Annotated in this window: 15 protein-coding genes; 10 read left to right on the top strand and 5 right to left on the bottom strand. The window is 65.4% G+C overall.

The genetic code is table 11. The features are described 5' to 3' along the window. The first annotated feature begins 276 nt into the window (after positions 1 to 276). Together thrS and I603_RS07545 are read left to right on the top strand one after the other, a co-directional pair. On the top strand, positions 277 to 2,265 hold the full coding sequence (gene thrS / locus I603_RS07550; protein WP_068863696.1) for a threonine--tRNA ligase: 1,989 nt from the start codon (positions 277 to 279) through the stop codon (positions 2,263 to 2,265). A gap of 9 nt (positions 2,266 to 2,274) precedes the next feature. Then, the gene (locus I603_RS07545; RefSeq protein ID WP_068863694.1) at positions 2,275 to 3,018 is read left to right on the top strand and encodes a TSUP family transporter; all 744 of its coding nucleotides are present in this window, start codon (positions 2,275 to 2,277) and stop codon (positions 3,016 to 3,018) included. On the opposite strand, the gene I603_RS07540 is transcribed toward I603_RS07545, so the two are convergent. The 4 genes from I603_RS07540 to I603_RS07530 all read right to left on the bottom strand — a co-directional run bounded on the left by I603_RS07540 (position 3,012) and on the right by I603_RS07530 (position 6,740). Further along, positions 3,012 to 3,761, bottom strand: coding sequence for a DUF1223 domain-containing protein (locus I603_RS07540; RefSeq protein ID WP_068863692.1), 750 nt, complete (start codon positions 3,759 to 3,761; stop codon positions 3,012 to 3,014). The two genes, I603_RS07545 and I603_RS07540, sit on opposite strands and share 7 nt — an antisense overlap. A gap of 72 nt (positions 3,762 to 3,833) precedes the next feature. Further along, positions 3,834 to 3,989 (bottom strand): hypothetical protein, encoded by a 156-nt coding sequence (locus tag I603_RS14510; RefSeq protein WP_157090863.1) that lies wholly within the window; start codon positions 3,987 to 3,989, stop codon positions 3,834 to 3,836. A 35-nt stretch (positions 3,990 to 4,024) separates the two neighbouring features. Further along, on the bottom strand, positions 4,025 to 5,014 hold the full coding sequence (locus I603_RS07535) for an agmatine deiminase family protein (RefSeq protein WP_068863690.1): 990 nt from the start codon (positions 5,012 to 5,014) through the stop codon (positions 4,025 to 4,027). Between the two features lie 22 nt (positions 5,015 to 5,036). Beyond that, positions 5,037 to 6,740 (bottom strand): M28 family metallopeptidase, encoded by a 1,704-nt coding sequence (locus tag I603_RS07530; protein WP_068864134.1) that lies wholly within the window; start codon positions 6,738 to 6,740, stop codon positions 5,037 to 5,039. Between the two features lie 138 nt (positions 6,741 to 6,878). Here I603_RS07530 and glnE point away from each other — a divergent pair, with 138 nt between their 5' ends. The 8 genes from glnE to I603_RS07490 all read left to right on the top strand — a co-directional run bounded on the left by glnE (position 6,879) and on the right by I603_RS07490 (position 17,254). Beyond that, positions 6,879 to 9,635: a bifunctional [glutamate--ammonia ligase]-adenylyl-L-tyrosine phosphorylase/[glutamate--ammonia-ligase] adenylyltransferase gene (glnE, locus tag I603_RS07525; RefSeq protein WP_068863688.1), complete on the top strand. Its 2,757-nt coding sequence runs from the start codon at positions 6,879 to 6,881 to the stop codon at positions 9,633 to 9,635. Then, positions 9,632 to 10,105, top strand: coding sequence for a peroxiredoxin (locus I603_RS07520; protein WP_068863686.1), 474 nt, complete (start codon positions 9,632 to 9,634; stop codon positions 10,103 to 10,105). Before glnE ends, I603_RS07520 begins: the two co-directional genes overlap by 4 nt. Before the next feature lie 7 nt (positions 10,106 to 10,112). Continuing rightward, positions 10,113 to 10,904, top strand: a complete 792-nt coding sequence (locus tag I603_RS07515) for a ferritin-like domain-containing protein (protein WP_068863684.1) — start codon at positions 10,113 to 10,115, stop codon at positions 10,902 to 10,904. Between the two features lie 115 nt (positions 10,905 to 11,019). Beyond that, positions 11,020 to 11,733 (top strand): M23 family metallopeptidase, encoded by a 714-nt coding sequence (locus I603_RS07510; protein ID WP_232305287.1) that lies wholly within the window; start codon positions 11,020 to 11,022, stop codon positions 11,731 to 11,733. Positions 11,734 to 11,941: 208 nt separating this feature from the next. Then, the gene (locus I603_RS07505) at positions 11,942 to 13,483 is read left to right on the top strand and encodes an acyl-CoA synthetase (protein WP_198157232.1); all 1,542 of its coding nucleotides are present in this window, start codon (positions 11,942 to 11,944) and stop codon (positions 13,481 to 13,483) included. Then, positions 13,480 to 14,772, top strand: a complete 1,293-nt coding sequence (locus I603_RS07500; RefSeq protein ID WP_068863677.1) for a cytochrome P450 — start codon at positions 13,480 to 13,482, stop codon at positions 14,770 to 14,772. Before I603_RS07505 ends, I603_RS07500 begins: the two co-directional genes overlap by 4 nt. A 104-nt stretch (positions 14,773 to 14,876) precedes the next feature. Beyond that, positions 14,877 to 15,506 carry an OB-fold-containig protein gene (locus tag I603_RS07495; RefSeq protein WP_068864132.1) on the top strand — a complete coding sequence of 210 codons (630 nt, stop codon included), beginning with the start codon at positions 14,877 to 14,879 and terminating at the stop codon, positions 15,504 to 15,506. 11 nt (positions 15,507 to 15,517) lie between these two features. Next, positions 15,518 to 17,254, top strand: coding sequence for a flotillin domain-containing protein (locus tag I603_RS07490; protein WP_084439964.1), 1,737 nt, complete (start codon positions 15,518 to 15,520; stop codon positions 17,252 to 17,254). A 39-nt stretch (positions 17,255 to 17,293) separates the two neighbouring features. On the opposite strand, the gene I603_RS07485 is transcribed toward I603_RS07490, so the two are convergent. Beyond that, entirely contained in the window at positions 17,294 to 18,172 is an 879-nt protein-coding gene (locus tag I603_RS07485) for a UTP--glucose-1-phosphate uridylyltransferase (RefSeq protein WP_068863675.1), read from the bottom strand. Between the last annotated feature and the right edge of the window lie 37 nt (positions 18,173 to 18,209).

Here is an 18,209-nt window from a genome sequence, read left to right as displayed (position 1 = left end):
GCGATGCCTCACCCGCGGCGCCCGATCTGCGCATAAGGCGTGACAGGCGGCGGTCATCAGCCTATGGGCAACGCCATGGCCAAGCTGCTGACCACCACTGCCACCACGACCACCCGGACTATCCGGGGGCGGGGGGCTGTGCGCTAGGCACGTGGCCCGCCGCCCGGTTCGGGGCGGCGCGGTGTCCTTCCCGAAACCGACTCTCGTTCAACACCGCTCTTCCGGTGCGCCTCGGCTTGTGGCAGGGCGCGCTCCAAACGAGACGGAACTGCGATAATGACCGAACTGCTCAAGATCAGCCTGCCCGATGGATCGGTACGCGAAGTGCCTCCCGGATCGACCCCGGCAGACATCGCCGCCGCAATCGGCCCCGGCCTTGCCAAGGCGGCACTGGCTGCGCGCGTGGATGGCGAGCTGCGCGACCTCGACCGCCCCTTCGACGGTGACGCCAACCTCGCGCTGATCACCGCCCGCGACGAGGCCGAGGCGCTGGAACTCGCCCGCCATGATTACGCCCATGTCCTTGCCGAAGCGGTGCAGGCGCTGTGGCCCGGCACGCAGATCACTTTCGGCCCGGCGACCGACGACGGCTTCTATTACGATGTGAAAGCGCCCGAGGGCCGCGAGCCCTTCGGCATGGACGATCTACCTGCCATTGAGGAAGAAATGCGGCGCATCATTCGCGCCGATAAGCCGCTGCGCCGCGAAGTGTGGAGCCGCGAAGACCTGATCGCCAAGTGGGCCGCAGAAGGCGAAGTGTTCAAGGCGGAATGGGCCAAGGAGCTGCCCGAAGGCGAGGAACTGACCGTCTATTGGAGCGGTAACGACTGGCTCGACATGTGCCGCGGTCCGCACCTGCCCTCCACCGGCAAGCTCGATCCCGATGCCTTCAAGCTGATGCGCGTCGCCGGGGCCTATTGGCGCGGCGATCAGAACAATGCGCAGCTGACGCGCATCTACGGCACCGGCTGGCTCAACAAGAAGCAGCTCAACGCGCACCTGACGAGGCTTGAAGAAGCCGCCAAGCGCGATCACCGCAAGCTGGGCCGCGAGATGGACCTGTTCCACTTGCAGGAAGAGGCGCATGGCAGCGTGTTCTGGCACCCCAAGGGCTACCGCATCTGGCGCGAGCTTGAGGCCTATATGCGCCGCAAGATGGACGGCGCAGGCTATCGCGAGATCAAGACCCCGCAGGTGATGGACGCGCGCCAGTGGGAGCAGTCTGGCCACTGGGGCAAGTACCGGGAAAACATGTTCGTCATCCCCGACGAAGTGCCCAATACCCAAGAAGGCGCGGAGCTGGTCTCCAAGGATGCCGACTGGATGGCGCTGAAGCCGATGAACTGCCCGGCGCATGTGCTGGTGTTCAAGCAGGGCATCACCTCTTACCGCGACCTGCCGATCCGGCTGGGTGAGATGGGCTGCTGCCACCGCAACGAACCGCACGGCGCGCTGCATGGCCTGATGCGGGTGCGCCAGTTCACGCAGGACGATGCGCATATCTTCTGCACGGAAGGCCAGGTCGTGTCCGAGGTGCAGGCCTTCATCGCGCTGGCCGACAGCGTCTATAAGGATTTCGGCTTCACCTATGACATCAAGCTGGCGCTGCGCCCCGAGCAGCGCTTCGGATCGGATGCCGATTGGGACAAGGCCGAGCAAGAGTTGCGCGATGCGCTCTCCGCGAACGGGCTCGAATGGGAGGAACTGCCGGGCGAAGGCGCGTTCTATGCCCCCAAGCTCGAATGGCACCTGACCGATGCGATCGGCCGCACCTGGCAGGTCGGCACGATCCAGTCGGACCGGGTTTTGCCCGAAAGGCTCGATGCGCATTACATCGGCGAAGATGGCGAGAAGCACCGCCCCGTGATGCTCCACCGCGCGATTTTCGGCAGCTACGAACGCTTCATCGGTATCCTGATCGAGCACTTCGCCGGGCGCCTGCCCGCATGGCTCGCGCCGGTGCAGGCGGTGGTGGCGACGATCGTTTCGGACGCCGACGGCTACGCTGGCGAAGTCGCGGCGCAACTCAAGGCGGCGGGCATCCGGGTAGAGACCGACACCCGCAACGAGAAGATCAACTACAAGGTGCGCGAACACTCGCTGGCCAAGGTCCCGCACCTGCTGGTGGTCGGCAAGCGCGAGGCTGAGGAAGGCACCGTCGCGGTCCGCACGCTGGGCGCGGAGCACCAGAAGGTGATGCCGCTAGCCGAAGCCATCGCGATGCTGCAGAGCGAAGGCACGCCGCCCGACCTCGCGGCGGCCTGACCGGGTCCGATGGAACTGCTGGCGGGATTTTCCGCGTGGCAGATCGCCGTGGCGGTGCTTGCAGCGCTCGGCGCGAGTTTCGTGCGCGGATTGACGGGCTTCGGCATGGCGATCCTGCTGGTGCCCGTGCTCGCGCTCGCACTACCGCCCGTCGCCGCCGTGGTGATGGGCAACGCGCTCTCGCTGCTGATCGGCCTTACCGAGCTGCCGCGGCTGGTGCGTGAATCCGAGCGCAGCGCCTGGCGCATCTCTGCGCTGGTAGTGCTCGCAACCCCTCTCGGCTTGCTGGCTCTGACGTCAACAGGGGCGAACGTGGCAAGGCTGGTGATCGCGTTGATTGCCTGCAGCGCCTTCATCGCGATCCTGCTACCGCGCCGGTCAGGGGTAGTGCCGGGACGCTTTGTTACGGGAGCAGTGGGCATCCTGAGCGGGTTGATGACAGGCTATGCAGGAATGCCCGGGCCTCCGGTGGTGCCCTATTATGCCGGGCGAGAATTACCGCGCGTCACCATAAAGGCCTCGATGCTGCTGATCTTCACTATCGCCGCAGCGGCGGGCCTGGTGGCGGCCGGCTGGATGGGCCTACTGCGCGCGGATCTTGCGCAGTTTTCGCTACTTTTGCTTCCCGTCATCCTTCTCGGCAACGGGATCGGTATGGCTGTCTCGGGCCGGATCAGCGATCCGGTCTGGCGCACGGCGGTGGGGCTGGTGCTCGGCGCAGCGGCGCTGGGCGCATTGCTGCGGCTCTACTGACCAAGCCAGCCCGCTGCCAGCACGCGACCCCCGCCGCCTTCGCGCAGGACCAGCGCATAGGCATCGGCGCCCTGCACCTGAAGTTGCGCCGGTGCGATCACAAGGTTTGCCTGGCCGCCGCGCCAGCCGGTGAGCCGTCGTTCATCCCTGACTACATTGACATATTCGATCGCGCGCCCGCCATTCTCGCCGCGCGCGATATCAACCACGGAACGGCGCCCGACCGCAACGAGCACCAGCTCGGCGGGACGCTGCGCGACGCCGGCGACACCGACCGCAAAGCCTTCCGCGCCCAGATCGCGCACCCGGATCGCCGCTCCGCCCTTGCCGCCATGGCGGGCAATGCCGCGGGTGACTTCGTCTGCGCCCGAGCCGACCGCACCGAAACGGCCATCGATCACCAGCTGCGGCGTGTAGACCCCGTTCTGCCCCGCAAGCCCCGCCCTGGCATAGGCGCGCTGCAGTTCGGTGTTGTCCTCTCTGGCAAGCGTGTCCTTCCAGCCGAGGCGGTCCCAATAGGTCACCGGCCGCGAGATCACGACAAGGGCGGGATCGCGTGCCAGCTCGCTCGCCAGTCGGTCCGCGGGAGGGCACGAGGAGCAGCCCTGACTGGTGAAGAGTTCGAGCAGCACCGGCTCGCCGCCCGCAGGCGCCGCTTCCCGTCTGGTTTCAGCCGATGACGCAAAGGCAAAGCCGGCGAGCGCTAGCGCGCCCGTGGCGAAGGCAAGCAGGGTCTTGTGCATGGGGCGGCCTTTATTCCGGTGATGTCACCGGTAGGGTTCGCCCGGAACGGCGGCGCGGTTACGCGGCGCGGCTCAGAAGGGCAGCGGGTTGCTCGCGAGGATCAGCGCTGCAGCGCAGCCGAGGACGATCAAGCTGCGCAGCGTATCGACCGGATCGAGACGGGCAAGGCGCGTCGGGACAGCGACGGCGCGGGCGGCGGGGGCAGCAAAGGTGATCGCGCGGTTCATGAACCGTACCATCCTCCCAAGATGCTAACGAACCGTTAAGCGCTCCGCGGCGCTGCGGGCATCTGCTGGCTGGCGCAATGGAAGCCACCGCCGCCCGCAAGAACCGCCTCGCCCGGCAGGCCAATGGTATCGCGATCGGGGAACAACGCGGCGATGGCAGCGACGCCCTCGGCATCATGGGGGGAGCCGAAGGTCGGCACCACTACCAGATGCGTGGTGACCGCGAAGTTCACATAGCTGGCAGGCTCGATCACCCCGTCGCGGGTCATGAGGCCCGGCGAGGGGATGCGCACCACCTCGACCCCGGCAGCCGCCGCGCGCGCTGCCGCATCGGCATAGATGGCGGCATTGGGATCCTCCTTGCCGGTCGCTTGCGGAACCACCAGCCGGTTCGGGGCGACGAACCGTGCGAGGTTGTCCACGTGCCCGTCGGTGTGGTCGTTGATGAGGCCATCGCCCAGCCACAGCACGCGGGTGAAGCCGAGTTGCGCGGCGAGTTCAGCTTCGATCTGGCTGCGGGTCATGTGTGGGTTGCGGTTGGGATTGAGCAGGCATTGCTCGGTGGTGGCCACCAGCCCGGTGCCGTCGCTGTCCACCGCTCCGCCTTCTAGGATCATCGGCGTGTGGGTCACGGTGAGGCCCGCATCGCGGGCGATTTCGGCCCCGATCTCCATGTCGCCCGGCATCAGATACTTGCCGCCCCAGCCGTTGAAGCCGAAGCGGCGGGCGATGCGTTCCTGCCCGTCCGACACCACCAGCGGCCCGGTGTCGCGCAGCCAGACATCGCCATAGACCCTTCGTTCAAGCGTGACCTTGGCGCTCACCAGCTGCCGCGCGCGGGCCTCGTTGGCTTCATCGCGCACCAGCAGGCGCACCTCTTGCCCGCTTTCGGCCACGGCAGAGGCAAAGGCCGCCATCTGCACCTGCGCGGGTTCAAGCCAGCCCGGCCATTCCTCGGCAAGGTGCGGGAAGCCTATCCACAGCCAATCCTGGGCTGCCCATTCGGGCGGCATCAAAGCGGCCATGTCTGCGGCTCCCCTGCGCCTGTCAGCAGCCGCCGTCCGACGCGGCGCAGGCCTCGTCGCGCACGCCGCGGAACTCGTCGCCCTCGTTCCAGTTGGGCCAGCTGGTGCTCATCGCCATCATCCGGCCGATGCGATAGAACAGCTGCAGGTCACCCATAACGCCCGACCAGTCCCAGTTTTCATCATACTCGTCCTTGGGGCCGTGGTAGCGGTCCCGGGTATAGTCGGCAGCGACCTTCGCGCCCGCCTCGCGCCCGCCTTCGACCAGATCCTCGCCGCCATCGATATACAGCATCGGCACGCCGCGCTTGGCGAAGGCGAAGTGGTCTGAACGGTAGTAATAGCCCGCCTCGGGCTTGGGATTGGGTGTCGCCACCCGCCCGTCAGCCTTGAGCGCGGCATCAAGGAAGGCATCGAGCTGCGACTTGCCCGGGCCGACCACGGTCACATCCTTCGCCGGGCCAGCGACCTGGAAGGCATCCATGTTGATGCCGCCCACGGTCTTGTCGAGCGGATAGACCGGGTTTGCCGCATAGTAATAGGCTCCCAGCAGACCAGATTCCTCCGCCGTCACCGCTAGAAATACGAGGCTGCGACGCGGTGGGCCGGCCTTGGCATGGGCCTCGGCCAGCGCGACCAGCGCGGCGGTGCCGGTGGCATTGTCGACCGCGCCGTTGCAGATGTCATCACCGTCCGGTGCCGGGGTGCAACGGCCCAGGTGATCCCAGTGCGCCGTATGGATCACGTATTCGTCAGCCGCATCGCTACCAGGCAGAATGCCGATGATGTTATGCGAGGTGAAGCTGCGGAAATCGTTCTCGAAGCTGGTTGAAGCGGTCATGCCCAGCGGCACCGACTTGAAGCCCTTCTGTTGCGCAGCCTTGGTCAGCCCGTCGAGATCCTGCCCGGCGGCCTTGAACAACACGCGGGCGGCATCAAGCTGTACCCAACCGTTCATCAGCGTCATGGGTGGCGGATTGTCGCCATACTGGGGGTAGGCCTGTGGACCGGTCCACGAGCTTTCAACCACATTCCAGCCATAGCTTGCAGGCGCCGTATCATGGATGATCAGCGCGCCAGCAGCGCCCTGGCGCCCGGCCTCCTCGAACTTGTAGGTCCAGCGTCCGTAATAGGTCATCGCCTTGCCGTTGAACGGACCTTCCAACCCTTCACTCTGCCAATCCGGGTCATTCACGAGGATCACCACCGTCTTGCCCTTGACGTCGATCCCTTCGTAATCGTTCCAGCCCTTTTCCGGCGCGTTGATTCCGTAGCCAACGAACACCAGTTCGCTGTTGGCGATCTGGGCCTTTGCATCCTCGCGATAGGTCACGCCGACCCATTCCTTGCCGAAATCATAGACCAGATCGGTATCACCATCAGTGATGGTGAGCGGCGCGTAATTCTTGCCAGTAATCTCCACCAGCGGGACTTGCTGCAGCCAGGATGTGCCGTTGCCAGGCTTGAGCCCCGCTTTCTCGAACCGCTCGGTCAGGAGGGCAATGGTCTTTTCCTCGCCCACGGTGCCCGGCATGCGACCTTCGAATTCATCGCTCGAGAGGATCCGGGTCACGTCCTTCATAGTCGCTTCGGAGATGTCTCCGGCGGCCACCTCGGGAATGTCGAGCGCAGTCTCGTCGCTGCCGATACCCGGGATCGCATCGCATGCCGCCAGCGCCAGCGCGCCCGCCAGCATCGCGCCCAATCCTGCAAACCGTGTCGTCATCGCGATCATTCCCTTTCCTGCTGCGCGCCTCAATTGCAGAGCGAGGGGCGGGGCGCAAGCACGCCCTCTTGTAGTGTAGCGCTAGGGTAACCAGACGCCCCTTGCGAGGAGACGCAAGCGCGGCCAGAGAGGCGAGCCATGGGTGAGACGAACCAACCCGATTGGAGCAGCGCGCTGCGGCGCGCCCGCGACTACGCTCCGTTCCTGGCGCGGGCGCTCGATCGCCAGCCGGAACTCGCCTCCTTGCTCGAGGCAGGGGACAGCGAAGCGGCGCTGGCATGGGCGCGTTCGCAAGCCGGCAACCCCGATACCGAAGTCGCCCTGCGGCGCGAGCGGCTCGCGCTGGCAACGACAGTCGCGATTGCGGATCTGGCCGGCGCCTTCCCGCTCGCGCGGGTCGTCCACGAACTCACCGCCTTCGCGGATCGCGCCCTCGACCGTGCGATCCGCACCGCGATTACCGAACGCACAGATGAAGACAGCGCCGCAGGCTTCATCGCGTTGGCACTCGGCAAGCAGGGGGCGGGCGAGCTCAACTATTCGTCCGACATCGATCCGATTTTCTTCTACGATCGCGACCGTCTGCCGCGCCGGGCTAGCGATGATCCGGGCGAGGCGGCGCAGCGCTATGCCCGGCGGGTGGTGGCGCTGCTATCGGCCAATACCGACGAGGGTTATGCGCTCAGGGTCGATCTGCGTCTCAGGCCCGCGAGCGAGATCAGCCCGCTGGCCGTTCCTGTGGGCGCGGCGCTCACGCATTACCAGGGGCAGGCGCTGGCATGGGAGCGCGCAGCCTTCACCCGCGCGCGGGCCGCGGCGGGAGACATTGCGGCAGGCGAGAACTTCCTCGCCCAGATCCGACCCTTTGTATGGCGCAGCCAGCTCGATTTCGGCGCGATCGAAGAAATCCGCGCCCTTACCCAGCGCATCCGTCACAGCCACGAAGGCCCGCCGGTACCGGGGCCGCATTTCGACGTAAAGCGCGGGCGCGGCGGCATCCGCGAGATCGAATTCTACGCCCAGACCCACCAGTTGGTCCACGGCGGGCGCGATCTGTCCCTCAGAGTGCGTGGCACCCGACACGCGCTTGACGCGCTGGCAGCGGCGGGTTGGATAAGCACCAACAACGCAGCCGTATTGGGCGAAGGCTATGATCGTCTACGGAAAATCGAGCACCGCTTGCAGATGGTCAATGACCGCCAGACTCACAGTCTGCCAGAGGGCGAGGCGCTGGATCAGGTAGCGCGGCTCGACGGGCTGGCGGACGGCGCGACGCTGGTGACCGAACTGACCGCGCTAACGGCCCGGACGGGACGCATTTATGAGGAACTGATCGGCGCGCCCGAGAGTGCGCCTGTCGCGCAAAGCGGAATCAGCGACCTGGCCCACGAACTCGCCGCACTCGGCTTTGAGGAGTCCGAGACGCTGGCCGAGCGGGTGGAGAGCTGGCGCGACGGGCGCCATGCCGCCATCCGTTCCCCGCAGGCGGTGGCGGCGTGGGACAGGCTCCAGCCCGCCTTGCTGAAGGCCATGGCGACGAGCGACGATCCGATGCGCGCGATTACCCGCTGGGAGCGTATTCTCGAAAGCGTGCCGTCGGCGATCACCACTTTCCGCCTGCTCGCCGCGCGCCCGCACCTGATCGACCGGCTGGTGGCCGCGCTGACGCTTGCCCCGGTGCTGGCCGACGAGCTGGCGCGCAAGCCCGATCTGCTCGACACCCTGCTCGACAAGCACGCGCTCGATCTGCCGGGCACGATCCCCGAAATCGCCGCCCGAATGCGCGGGGCTGCGGTGCGCGAGGATTACGAGGCGCTGCTCGATGCGATCCGGGTCATCACCGGGGAAATCCGTTTTGCGCTCGGCATCCAGTTGATCGAGGGGCTGGCCGATCCACTCGCCATTGCTCGCGCCCTGTCGCGCACCGCCGAAGCGGCGCTGGCGCTGGCAGCCGAGGCGACCATCGCCGAGTTTGCCGCCAAGCACGGGGGCGTGCCGGATAGCGAGCTGGTAGTGCTCGGCCTAGGGCGGCTGGGCGGCGGGGCGCTGACCCATGCCTCGGATCTCGATATCGTCTATCTGTTCACTGGCGATTTCGCCGCCCAGTCCGACGGCCCGCGTCCGCTCGGAGCGACCATCTATTATAATCGCCTCGCCAGCCGGGTCAGCGCAGCACTCTCGGTGCCGACCGCACAAGGCGCGCTCTACGAGGTCGACACGCGATTGAGGCCACAGGGTAATCAGGGGCCGCTGGCGGTGAGCTGCGAAGCCTTCGGCAAGTATCAGCGCGAAGCGGCTTGGACGTGGGAACACATGGCACTCGCCCGCGCGCGGGTGCTGTTTGGTTCGACCAGGGCTCGGACGGAACTTGGCAAAGTGCTTTCCGAAGTACTCCGTGCGCCCCGCGACAAGACCGCGCTGCGCGAGGCGGTACTGGGAATGCGCGCCGAAATGGCGCTGCACAAGCACCCCGGCGGACCGGTGGATGCCAAGCTGCTGCGCGGCGGGCTGGTCGATCTCGAATTCCTCGTCCACTACCTCCAGCTGAGGGGCGAGACAGCGGATGGCGGGCCGCTCGGGGAAACTATTCCCCACGCTCTCGATCCCGATCTTGCGGTTGCGCTCGAAGGACTGGCCGCAGCCGGATTGCTGCCCGCCGACTTGGCCGAGCCCCATTCCCTGATGAGCCGGATGCTGGTGGCCGGACGTTTGTTGGCCCCGGATGGCCGCGAGCCTCCTCCGGGCGGCGCGCGGGCCCTGGCGCGGGCCTGCGGACAAGACAGCTACGCCGCCCTCTTGCAAGCCTTCGGTGCGGCGCGCCAAAGGGTCGCCGAGGTGTGGAAACAAATTCTCGGAACGGACATTCTGGAAAGCGAACAGGAGACCGAAACATGAGCAACTTTCCCGGCGTCGGTGACGCCATTCCCGATATGGCAATGGAAACCCCGGAAGGCGGCAGCGTAAAGCCTTCGGACTTTGCCGGCTCGAAGCTGGTGATTTTCTTCTACCCCAAGGACGATACCCCCGGCTGCACCACGGAGAACAAGGATTTCTCCGCGCTCAAGGACGAGTTCGAGGCGGCCGGAACCAAGCTGCTGGGGGTCAGTAAGGACCCGGCGAAGAAGCACCAGAAGTTCATCGCCAAGCACGGCCTGACCGCGCCGCTCGCCAGCGATCCGGAAGAAGGTGGCCTGTCCGATGCGCTCGGCGTGTGGGCGGAAAAACAGATGTACGGCAAGACCTATATGGGCATGGTCCGCTCGACCTATCTCGTCGATGCCACCGGCAGAATCGCGCAGGTGTGGGACAAGGTAAAGGTCAAGGGCCACGCCGAGGAAGTCCTGGCTGCTGCAAGGGCGATCTGAGCCGCACGTGGAAAGCGTCGCTTCGGCCATCCGCACCGCGCTGCTGACCGCAGACCCGCGCGCTAAGTGCTTCACCACCCGCAGCGTGGCGCGGCGCTGGCGCAAGGGCGATCTTGCGTGGCGCTTTGATGTGGAGATGCCGGATACGCCCGCCTGGCCGGAGCGCCCTGAACTGCTGCCGCCCAACCGTATGCCCAAGCGCGGCAAGTTCGGTTCCGAGCGCGCGCGAATCGCGCTGTGGCACAGCCTTGCTCATATCGAATTCGTGGCGATCGATCTGGCGCTCGATATGGCAGGTCGTTTCGGCGCGCAGATGGGCGAGGAATTCGTTGGCGACTTCCTGTCTGTGGCGGCTGACGAGGCGATGCATTTCGCGCTGCTGGCGCGCAAGCTCGAATCTATGGGCAGCTTCTATGGCGCCCTGCCTGCGCACGCTGGGCTGTGGGAGGCTGCCTATAGCACCCGCCACGATGTCGCCGCGCGGCTTGCCGTGGTGCCGATGGTGCTGGAAGCACGCGGCCTGGACGTCACGCCCGCGACGCTGGAACGGGTGCAGGCCGCAGGAGATGCAGGCGGTGCAAAAATTCTCGCCCGCATCCTTGACGACGAGATCACTCATGTCGGATTCGGCACCAAGCACTTTTTGCGGTGCGCCGAACGGATCGGAACGAATCCCGAATCCCTGTGGCAGACCCTCGTAAAACAGCACTTTCGCGGGGCCATTAAGCCACCGTTCAACGACTCAGCGCGTCTTGCAGCCGGTTTGTCGCGCGAATTCTACGCCGAGATTGCGCATTAACGAATCACCCGCATAACCACGGTCCAACAAAGGCGCGCATCAGACGTGTCTCACTCTAGAACGGCGAATAGCCGAAGTCGGGGACCGGGTCCGTATGAAATTTGCCGTGCGCCAGATGTCAAAGCTCGCCGCCCTTTGCTGCGCAGCACTTCTCTCCGCAGCCGGCACGACACCCGCCCTTGCCAATTCCGCTAATTCGGCCACCGCCAGCGCCGACATCGTCGAACCCGTTCGCGAAACGCAGACCGACACACTCGACAACGGCGACCAGCGCTTCAAGTCGCTGTTCGCCAGCTGGACCGCGATCGAGCGTACCAGCCCGACCATCGGGACCGGCGCACACACCGCGTTTTCCGCGCCCTTTGCCCAGCCGACCGTGTCGGTGCCTTCACGCATGCCGCTTGAAGGCGCGCAATTGACCAGCGGCTACGGGATGCGCACGCATCCGGTGCTCGGCGGCCGCCGCAAGCATAGCGGTATCGATCTTGCCGCGCCGACCGGCACCCCTGTCTATGCGACCGCCGATGGGCTGGTCGGCCGTGCGGACTGGTATTCGAGCTATGGGCTCTACATCAGCATCGACCACGGCGCGTCGATGGAAACCCGCTATGCGCACCTGTCGCGTCTGGCGGTTGCCGCGGGCGACAACGTGAAGAAGGGCGACCTGATCGGCTATGTCGGCTCGACCGGTCGTTCGACCGGCCCGCACCTCCATTACGAAGTTCGCATCGATGGGCTTGCAGTCAATCCAATTCCGTATATGGTGGAGAGCGAGGCACAGCTCGCTTTCGCCCGTGACCGCGTTTTGACCGGCAAGGGTGGCGACTGAATTCAGAGATTGCCCGCTGTAAGCGGGCCGGACATTGGAGAGGGTGTCCGATCATGGCGGCGGGTTATCCCGCCGCCTTTTTTCTTGCCGCCGCTCCTCGCCTGATCGGTAGCATTTCCCATACTGTTTTTTGCTTGCGAGGTCGCGCGGCTTGCGTAACTTCCCTCTTCAAGCCGCCCTAGCGGCATGGGAGAGAGAAATCATGAGCATGCACCCGATCGCGCACGCCGCGACCCGTCCCGATCATCCCGCAGTCATCATGACCGGGTCTGGCAAACAGATCACCTACGGCGAGATGGAAGCAGAATCGAACCGCTTCGCCCACCTCCTGCGCGCGCGCGGAATCGGTGCGGGCGATGCCTTTGCGGTGCTGCTGGAAAACCGGATCGAATACTTCACCCTGATCTGGGGGTCGCAACGCGCCGGCACGATGCTGGTGCCGATCTCCTCTCGGCTCACCGCTCCGGAGGCGGCCTACATCATTCGCGACAGCGAGGCGAAGCTGCTCATCACCTCCACCCATTTTTCGGACCTGCTCGGCACCATCCGCGCCGAATGTCAGGGTCTTGACGTTCTGGTCATGGATTCCGGGGATGCCGACGACTTCGCTAGCGCGCTTGCTGAGCAGGCCGCCACCCCGATACCCGACCAGAGCGCGGGAATGGTCATGCTCTATTCCTCCGGCACCACAGGCCGGCCCAAGGGCATCCGCCCCGCTCCGCCCGAAGATCCCGATCCTGCCGCACCCGTCCCCTTGCTCGGACTTGCCGTCATGGGCGCCGGGATGCCGTCCGACGGCTCGATGGTCTATCTCTCCCCCGCACCGCTCTATCACGCCGCACCGATCGGCTGGTGCTCGGTCGTTCACCGGCTCGGCGGAACGGTAGTGATGATGGAGAAGTTCGATCCCGAGGAGGCACTTAAGGCCATCGAGACATATGAGGTCACCGACAGCCAGTGGGTTCCGACCCACTTCGTACGCTTCCTCAAGCTCGATCCGGCGGTGCGCACGAAGTATGATCTTTCCAGTCACCAGCGCGCGCTCCACGCCGCCGCGCCCTGCCCGGTGCCGATCAAGCGCGAGATGATCGAATGGTGGGGACCGATCATCAACGAATACTACGCCGGCAGCGAGATGATCGGGATGACGCTGGTCAAGTCCGAACACTGGCTTATGAAGCCCGGCACGGTCGGCGTAGCGGTGCACGGCAAGGTGCACGTCTGCGGACCGGACGGCGAAGAGCTCGCACCGGGCGAGGACGGGCTGATCTTCTTCGAGAACGAGAACCTGCCGACCTATCACAATGACCCCGACAAGACCCGCGAGGCGATGCATCCGAAGGGCTGGATGACGCTGGGCGATATCGGCCACCTCGACAAGGACGGCTTCCTGTTCCTGACCGACCGCAAGAGCCACATGATCATCTCCGGCGGGGTGAACATCTACCCGCAGGAAATCGAGAACCTGCTCGTTACCCACCCCAAGGTGATGGACGCCGCCGTGATCGGCGCGCCCTGCCCCGACCTCGGCGAAAAGGTCGTTGCAGTGGTGCAGCCGAGGGACATGGCAGACGCGGGACAGGGGCTGGAGGCAGAACTCAGGGATTTCCTCGCTCCCAGCCTATCCAAGATCAAGATGCCCAAGCTGTTCGACTTCCGTCCCGATCTCCCGCGCGAGGCGAACGGAAAGCTCTACAAGCGGGAGTTGCGGGATGAATACGCGGCCAGAGCGAAAGAAGCGGCAGCGTGAGCGGCACGGCCGTCCTGCCGGGCGACGTGGCGCGCCGGGTGATCGATCCGCACGCCTATGCGCAGTGGGATGGGCTGCTCGACACCTTCGATGCCATCCGCGCCGAAACCCCAGTAGCCAAAGTCCAGCCCGACACGCCAGGGCTGTTCGAGCCGTTCTGGCTGGTCACCTCCTACGATGACGTGATGCGGATTTCGAAGGACAACGCGACCTTCCTCAACAACCCGCGCCCGGTCGTTTTCAGCTTCAACCAAGCGATCGAATTCAGCCGCGCGGCGACAGGCTCCAACATGCTGGTCGATTCGCTGGTGGTGTTCGACGCGCCGATCCACCCCAAATACCGCAAGCTGACGCAGGAGTGGTTCATGCCGCGCAATCTTGCACAGCTCGAGGACGAGCTGCGTGCGCTCGCGGCGCGGACGGTTGACCGGATGCTGGAACAGGGCCCCGAGGTCGACTTCGTGAAGGAAGTATCCGGTCCCTATCCCCTGCGCGTCGTGATGCAGATCCTCGGGGTGCCGCCGGCAGACGAGTTCCGGATGCAGATGCTCACCCAGCAGCTGTTCGGCGGACAGGACAAGGACCTTTCGGGCAGCGGCATGGAAAACATGACCCCCGAACAGGTGGTGCAGATCGTCGCGGGCGCGGTGCAGACGTTCGAGGATTACTTTGCTGCCCTAGCAGAAGACCGCCGTCGCAACCCGACCGACGATGTCGCCAGCGTGATCGCCAATGCTCTTGTGGACGGCCAGCCGCTACCGCCGCGAGACATGGCGGGCTATTATATCATCGTCGCTACCGCCGGGCACGACACGACGAGCGCCAGCACCGCAGGCGCGATGCAGGCACTGGCGCGCGATCCCGGACAATATGCCCGCGTGCGCGCCGACGGTTCGCTGCTCCCCGGCATTGTCGAGGAAGCGATCCGTTGGACCAGCCCCGTACAGCACTTCATGCGCACCGCCGCCGAGGACGTCGAGATTGGCGGGCAGCATGTCAAGAAGGGCGACTGGCTGATGATCAACTACGTCGCGGCCAATCACGATCCCGCGCAATTCCCCGATCCTCGCCGCTTCGACGCGGCCCGCTCGCCCAACCGCCATCTCGCCTTCGGGGCAGGGGCGCACCAGTGCCTTGGCCTGCACCTCGCGCGGCTGGAAATGCGCATCCTGTTCGAAGCAATTCTCGACCGGGTCGCGGCGGTCGAACCGGCGGGCGAAGCGAAGCGCGCCAGCAGCACCTTTGTCGGCGGTTTGAAGACGCTGCCGCTCAAATTCACGCCTGCCTGAAATCGACACGAGCAAATCCGAATCCGCTTTGGGTTCAACGGTCTTTGCCCTAGCTTGGTGTGGATGGGATTGAACCTTCGCCTTGCGAATCCGGGGCCGTGGGCGTGAGCCTGCTTGAACCCCACAACCTGCCGTTTCTGCTCGCCTTCGGTGCGCTTGCGCTGGTGGCGGTGCTGCAGATCAGCGGCGTTGCCGACGCCCTTGAGGGCGTGGGCGATTTCGACGCGCCCGACGGGCTCGAAGCGGGCGGCCTGGCTGAAGGTCTGACAAGCCTGCTCGGGCTGGGACGGGTGCCTGTAATGGTGTGGCTGGCGTGCCTGCTGTTCACCTTCGGCACCGCCGGGGTGATTGGACAAGCGGTGATCGCCGGCACTCTGGGCGCACCGCTTTCCGCTGGATGGGCCGCGCTGGCTGCTGCCGCGGCGGCACTGCCGCTCAACAACCTCACCGTCCGCCCGCTCGCGGCGATCATGCCGAAGGACGAGACCACCGCGGTCGCCCTCGACGATCTGGTGCGGCGCGACGGCGAAATCCAGATCGGCACGGCGCGGCACGGCTCGCCCGCGCGTGCCAGGGTCACCGACGCTCACGGTCAGGCGCATTTTGTCATGGTCGAACCCCATGACGCGAGCACCGAATTGCGGGAGGGCGAGACCGTTCTCCTCGTGCGGCGTGAAGGCCAGACTTTCTTCGCCATTCATTACGAAAGCCCTCTGCTCGGGCTCGATACCTGAAAGGGACGCATATGGACTGGATCACCTTGGCAATCATCGGCGGGGGCGGCTTCCTCGTCTTCATCATCTTCATTGCCTTCCTGACCACGCTCTATCGCCGCGCTACCAAGGAAACCGCCTTCGTGCGCACCGGCCTGGGGGGCGAGAAGGTGGTGATGAACGGTGGCGCGCTGGTTTTCCCTGTGCTGCACGAGACCATGCCGGTAAACATGAACACGCTGGTGCTGTCGGTGGTGCGCAAGGATAACGAAGCGCTGATCACGCTGGACCGACTGCGCATTGATGTGAAAGCCGAATTCTACGTCCGCGTCCGCCCCGATGCCGAGGCGATCGCGATGGCCGCGCAAACGCTGGGCATGCGCACCATGCAGCCTGATGCGCTCAAGGATCTGGTCGAAGGCAAGTTCGTCGACGCGCTACGATCCGTTGCGGCGGGCATGACCATGAACGAGCTGCACGAGCAGCGCGCCGATTTCGTGCAGAAGGTGCAGCAGGTCTCCTCCAACGACCTCGCGATGAACGGTCTGGAACTGGAGTCGGTCTCGCTCACCGGGCTCGACCAGACCAGCATCGAGCACTTCAATGCCAACAATGCCTTCGACGCGGAAGGCCTCACCAAGCTGACCGAGCAGATCGAGGCGCGCAAGAAGCTGCGCAACGACATCGAGCAGGACACGCGCGTCCAGATGGAGAGCAAGAACCTCGAAGCAAACAAGCGCAGCTTCGAAATCGCGCGTGACGAGGAATATGCGCGATTGGAACAGGAGCGCGAGGTCGAGGTGCGGCGCGCCGCGCAGGTTGCCGAAATCGCCCGCGAACAGGCCGAGCGCCAACGCGAGGCCGATGCCGCGCGGATCGAGGCCAAGAAGCAGGTCGATGCCCAGCAGATCGAGGCTGATCGCCTCGTCGAGGAAGCCCGCATTGATCAGCAGCGCGCGCTCGAAATCGCCCGGCAGGAACAACAGATCGCGGTGCAGAACAAGAGCCGCGAGGAAAGCCAGGCCAAGGCCGAGGCCGATGACGCCCGCGCCAAGGCGGTCGAGGCCGAGGAACGCGTCGCCACCGCGCGCGAAAGCGAGATCGCGGAACGCCAGAAGAAGATCGAGCTGATCGAAGCCGCCAAGCAGGCCGAGCGCGATGCCATCGCGATCAAGGTGCAGGCCGAAGCGGAAAAGGACGCCGCCACCAACCGCGCCGAGGCGATCCGGTTCGAAGCCCAGGGCGAGGCCGAGGCCGAAAAGCTGCGCGCCGAAGCCGCGCGGGTGCGCTTCGAGGTGGAAGCGGCGGGCCAGCGCGCGATCAACGAGGCAGCGAACATCCTGTCAAGCGACCAGATCTCGCTCCAGACCAAGATGGCGCTGCTGAAGGTGCTGCCCGAAGTCATCCGCGAAAGCGCCAAGCCGATGGAAGCGATCGATTCGATCAAGATCGTGCAGGTCGACGGACTCACCAATGGCGGGCGCGCGGCGAACGACGCGGGCGGTGCGGGCGGCGGTGCCGGGGGCTCGGGCAACCTTGCCAGCGATGCCGTGGCCGCCGCGCTGGCCTACCGCGCGCAGGCCCCGGTGCTCGACGGGCTGATGAAGGAGTTGGGGCTGGACGGCTCCTCGCTCTCGGGTCTGGTCAAGACGGCGGCAAGGGCCGAGGCGGAAACCCCGCCTCCCGCTCCGGCCAAGCCCGCCGCGCCCAAGGCCATCGCCCGCGACAATGACGCGGAGGATGCGCCCGGCACCGAAGCTGCCGAGTGATGAAAGGTGCGAGGGGCGGCGACGCTGCCCCTCGCCTGCTTACTTTAACAGATCGAGTGCAATCGCACGCACATCAGCGCCCATGTCGGGCCGCGAAAGGGCAATCGCCAGCGTCGCCTCGACAAATCCGACCTTGCTGCCGCAATCGTAGCGGTTGCCGTCAAAGGTCACCGCGTGGAACGGCTGTGTGCCGATCATCTTTGCCATCGCGTCGGTCAGCTGGATTTCCCCGCCCGCGCCCTTCCCCTGGTTTTCCAGCACCCGCATCACTTCGGGCTGGAGAATATAGCGGCCCGAGACGATCTTGTTCGAAGGCGCCTCGGCCACCGGGGGCTTCTCGACGAGGCCCTTCACTTCGGTAAGCGCGCCGCGTGTCTCGCCCGGTGCAATCACGCCGTAGCTGGAGACCTGCTCCAGCGGCACCTCGAGCACCGAGATGAGGTTGCCGCCAAGCTGTCCATAGGCATCGACCATCTGCTTCATGCAGCCAGTGCCGCCTTGCTTGGCGACCATCAACTCGTCGGGCAGGAAAATCGCGAAAGGTTCATCCCCGACAATCGCGCGCGCACACCAGATCGCATGGCCGAGGCCAAGCGGTACCTGCTGGCGCACCGCGATAACATCGCCCGGTGTCGCCCGCGTCGGATCGAGCACGGACAGATCCTTGCCGCGTTCGGACATGGTCTGTTCGAGTTCGAAGGCGATGTCGAAATGTTCGACGATCCCGGTCTTGCCGCGTCCGGTGACGAAGATCATCTGCTCGATCCCCGCTTCGCGCGCTTCGTCGACGGCATATTGGATCAGCGGGCGATCCACCACTGGCAGCAGTTCCTTGGGTACGACCTTGGTCGCGGGCAGGAAACGTGTGCCGAGACCGGCAACAGGAAACACGGCCTTACGGATCGGTTTGGGAGACATTCGGCACCCTCGCTGGTTATGATCGGGAAGTCATGCG

It is taken from the genome of Erythrobacter dokdonensis DSW-74 (assembly GCF_001677335.1).
In the GTDB taxonomy this organism is placed as follows: Bacteria; Pseudomonadota; Alphaproteobacteria; order Sphingomonadales; family Sphingomonadaceae; genus Erythrobacter; species Erythrobacter dokdonensis.
Note: the sequence above shows the minus strand (reverse complement) of the source record. Positions and strands in the feature narration are given on the sequence as shown.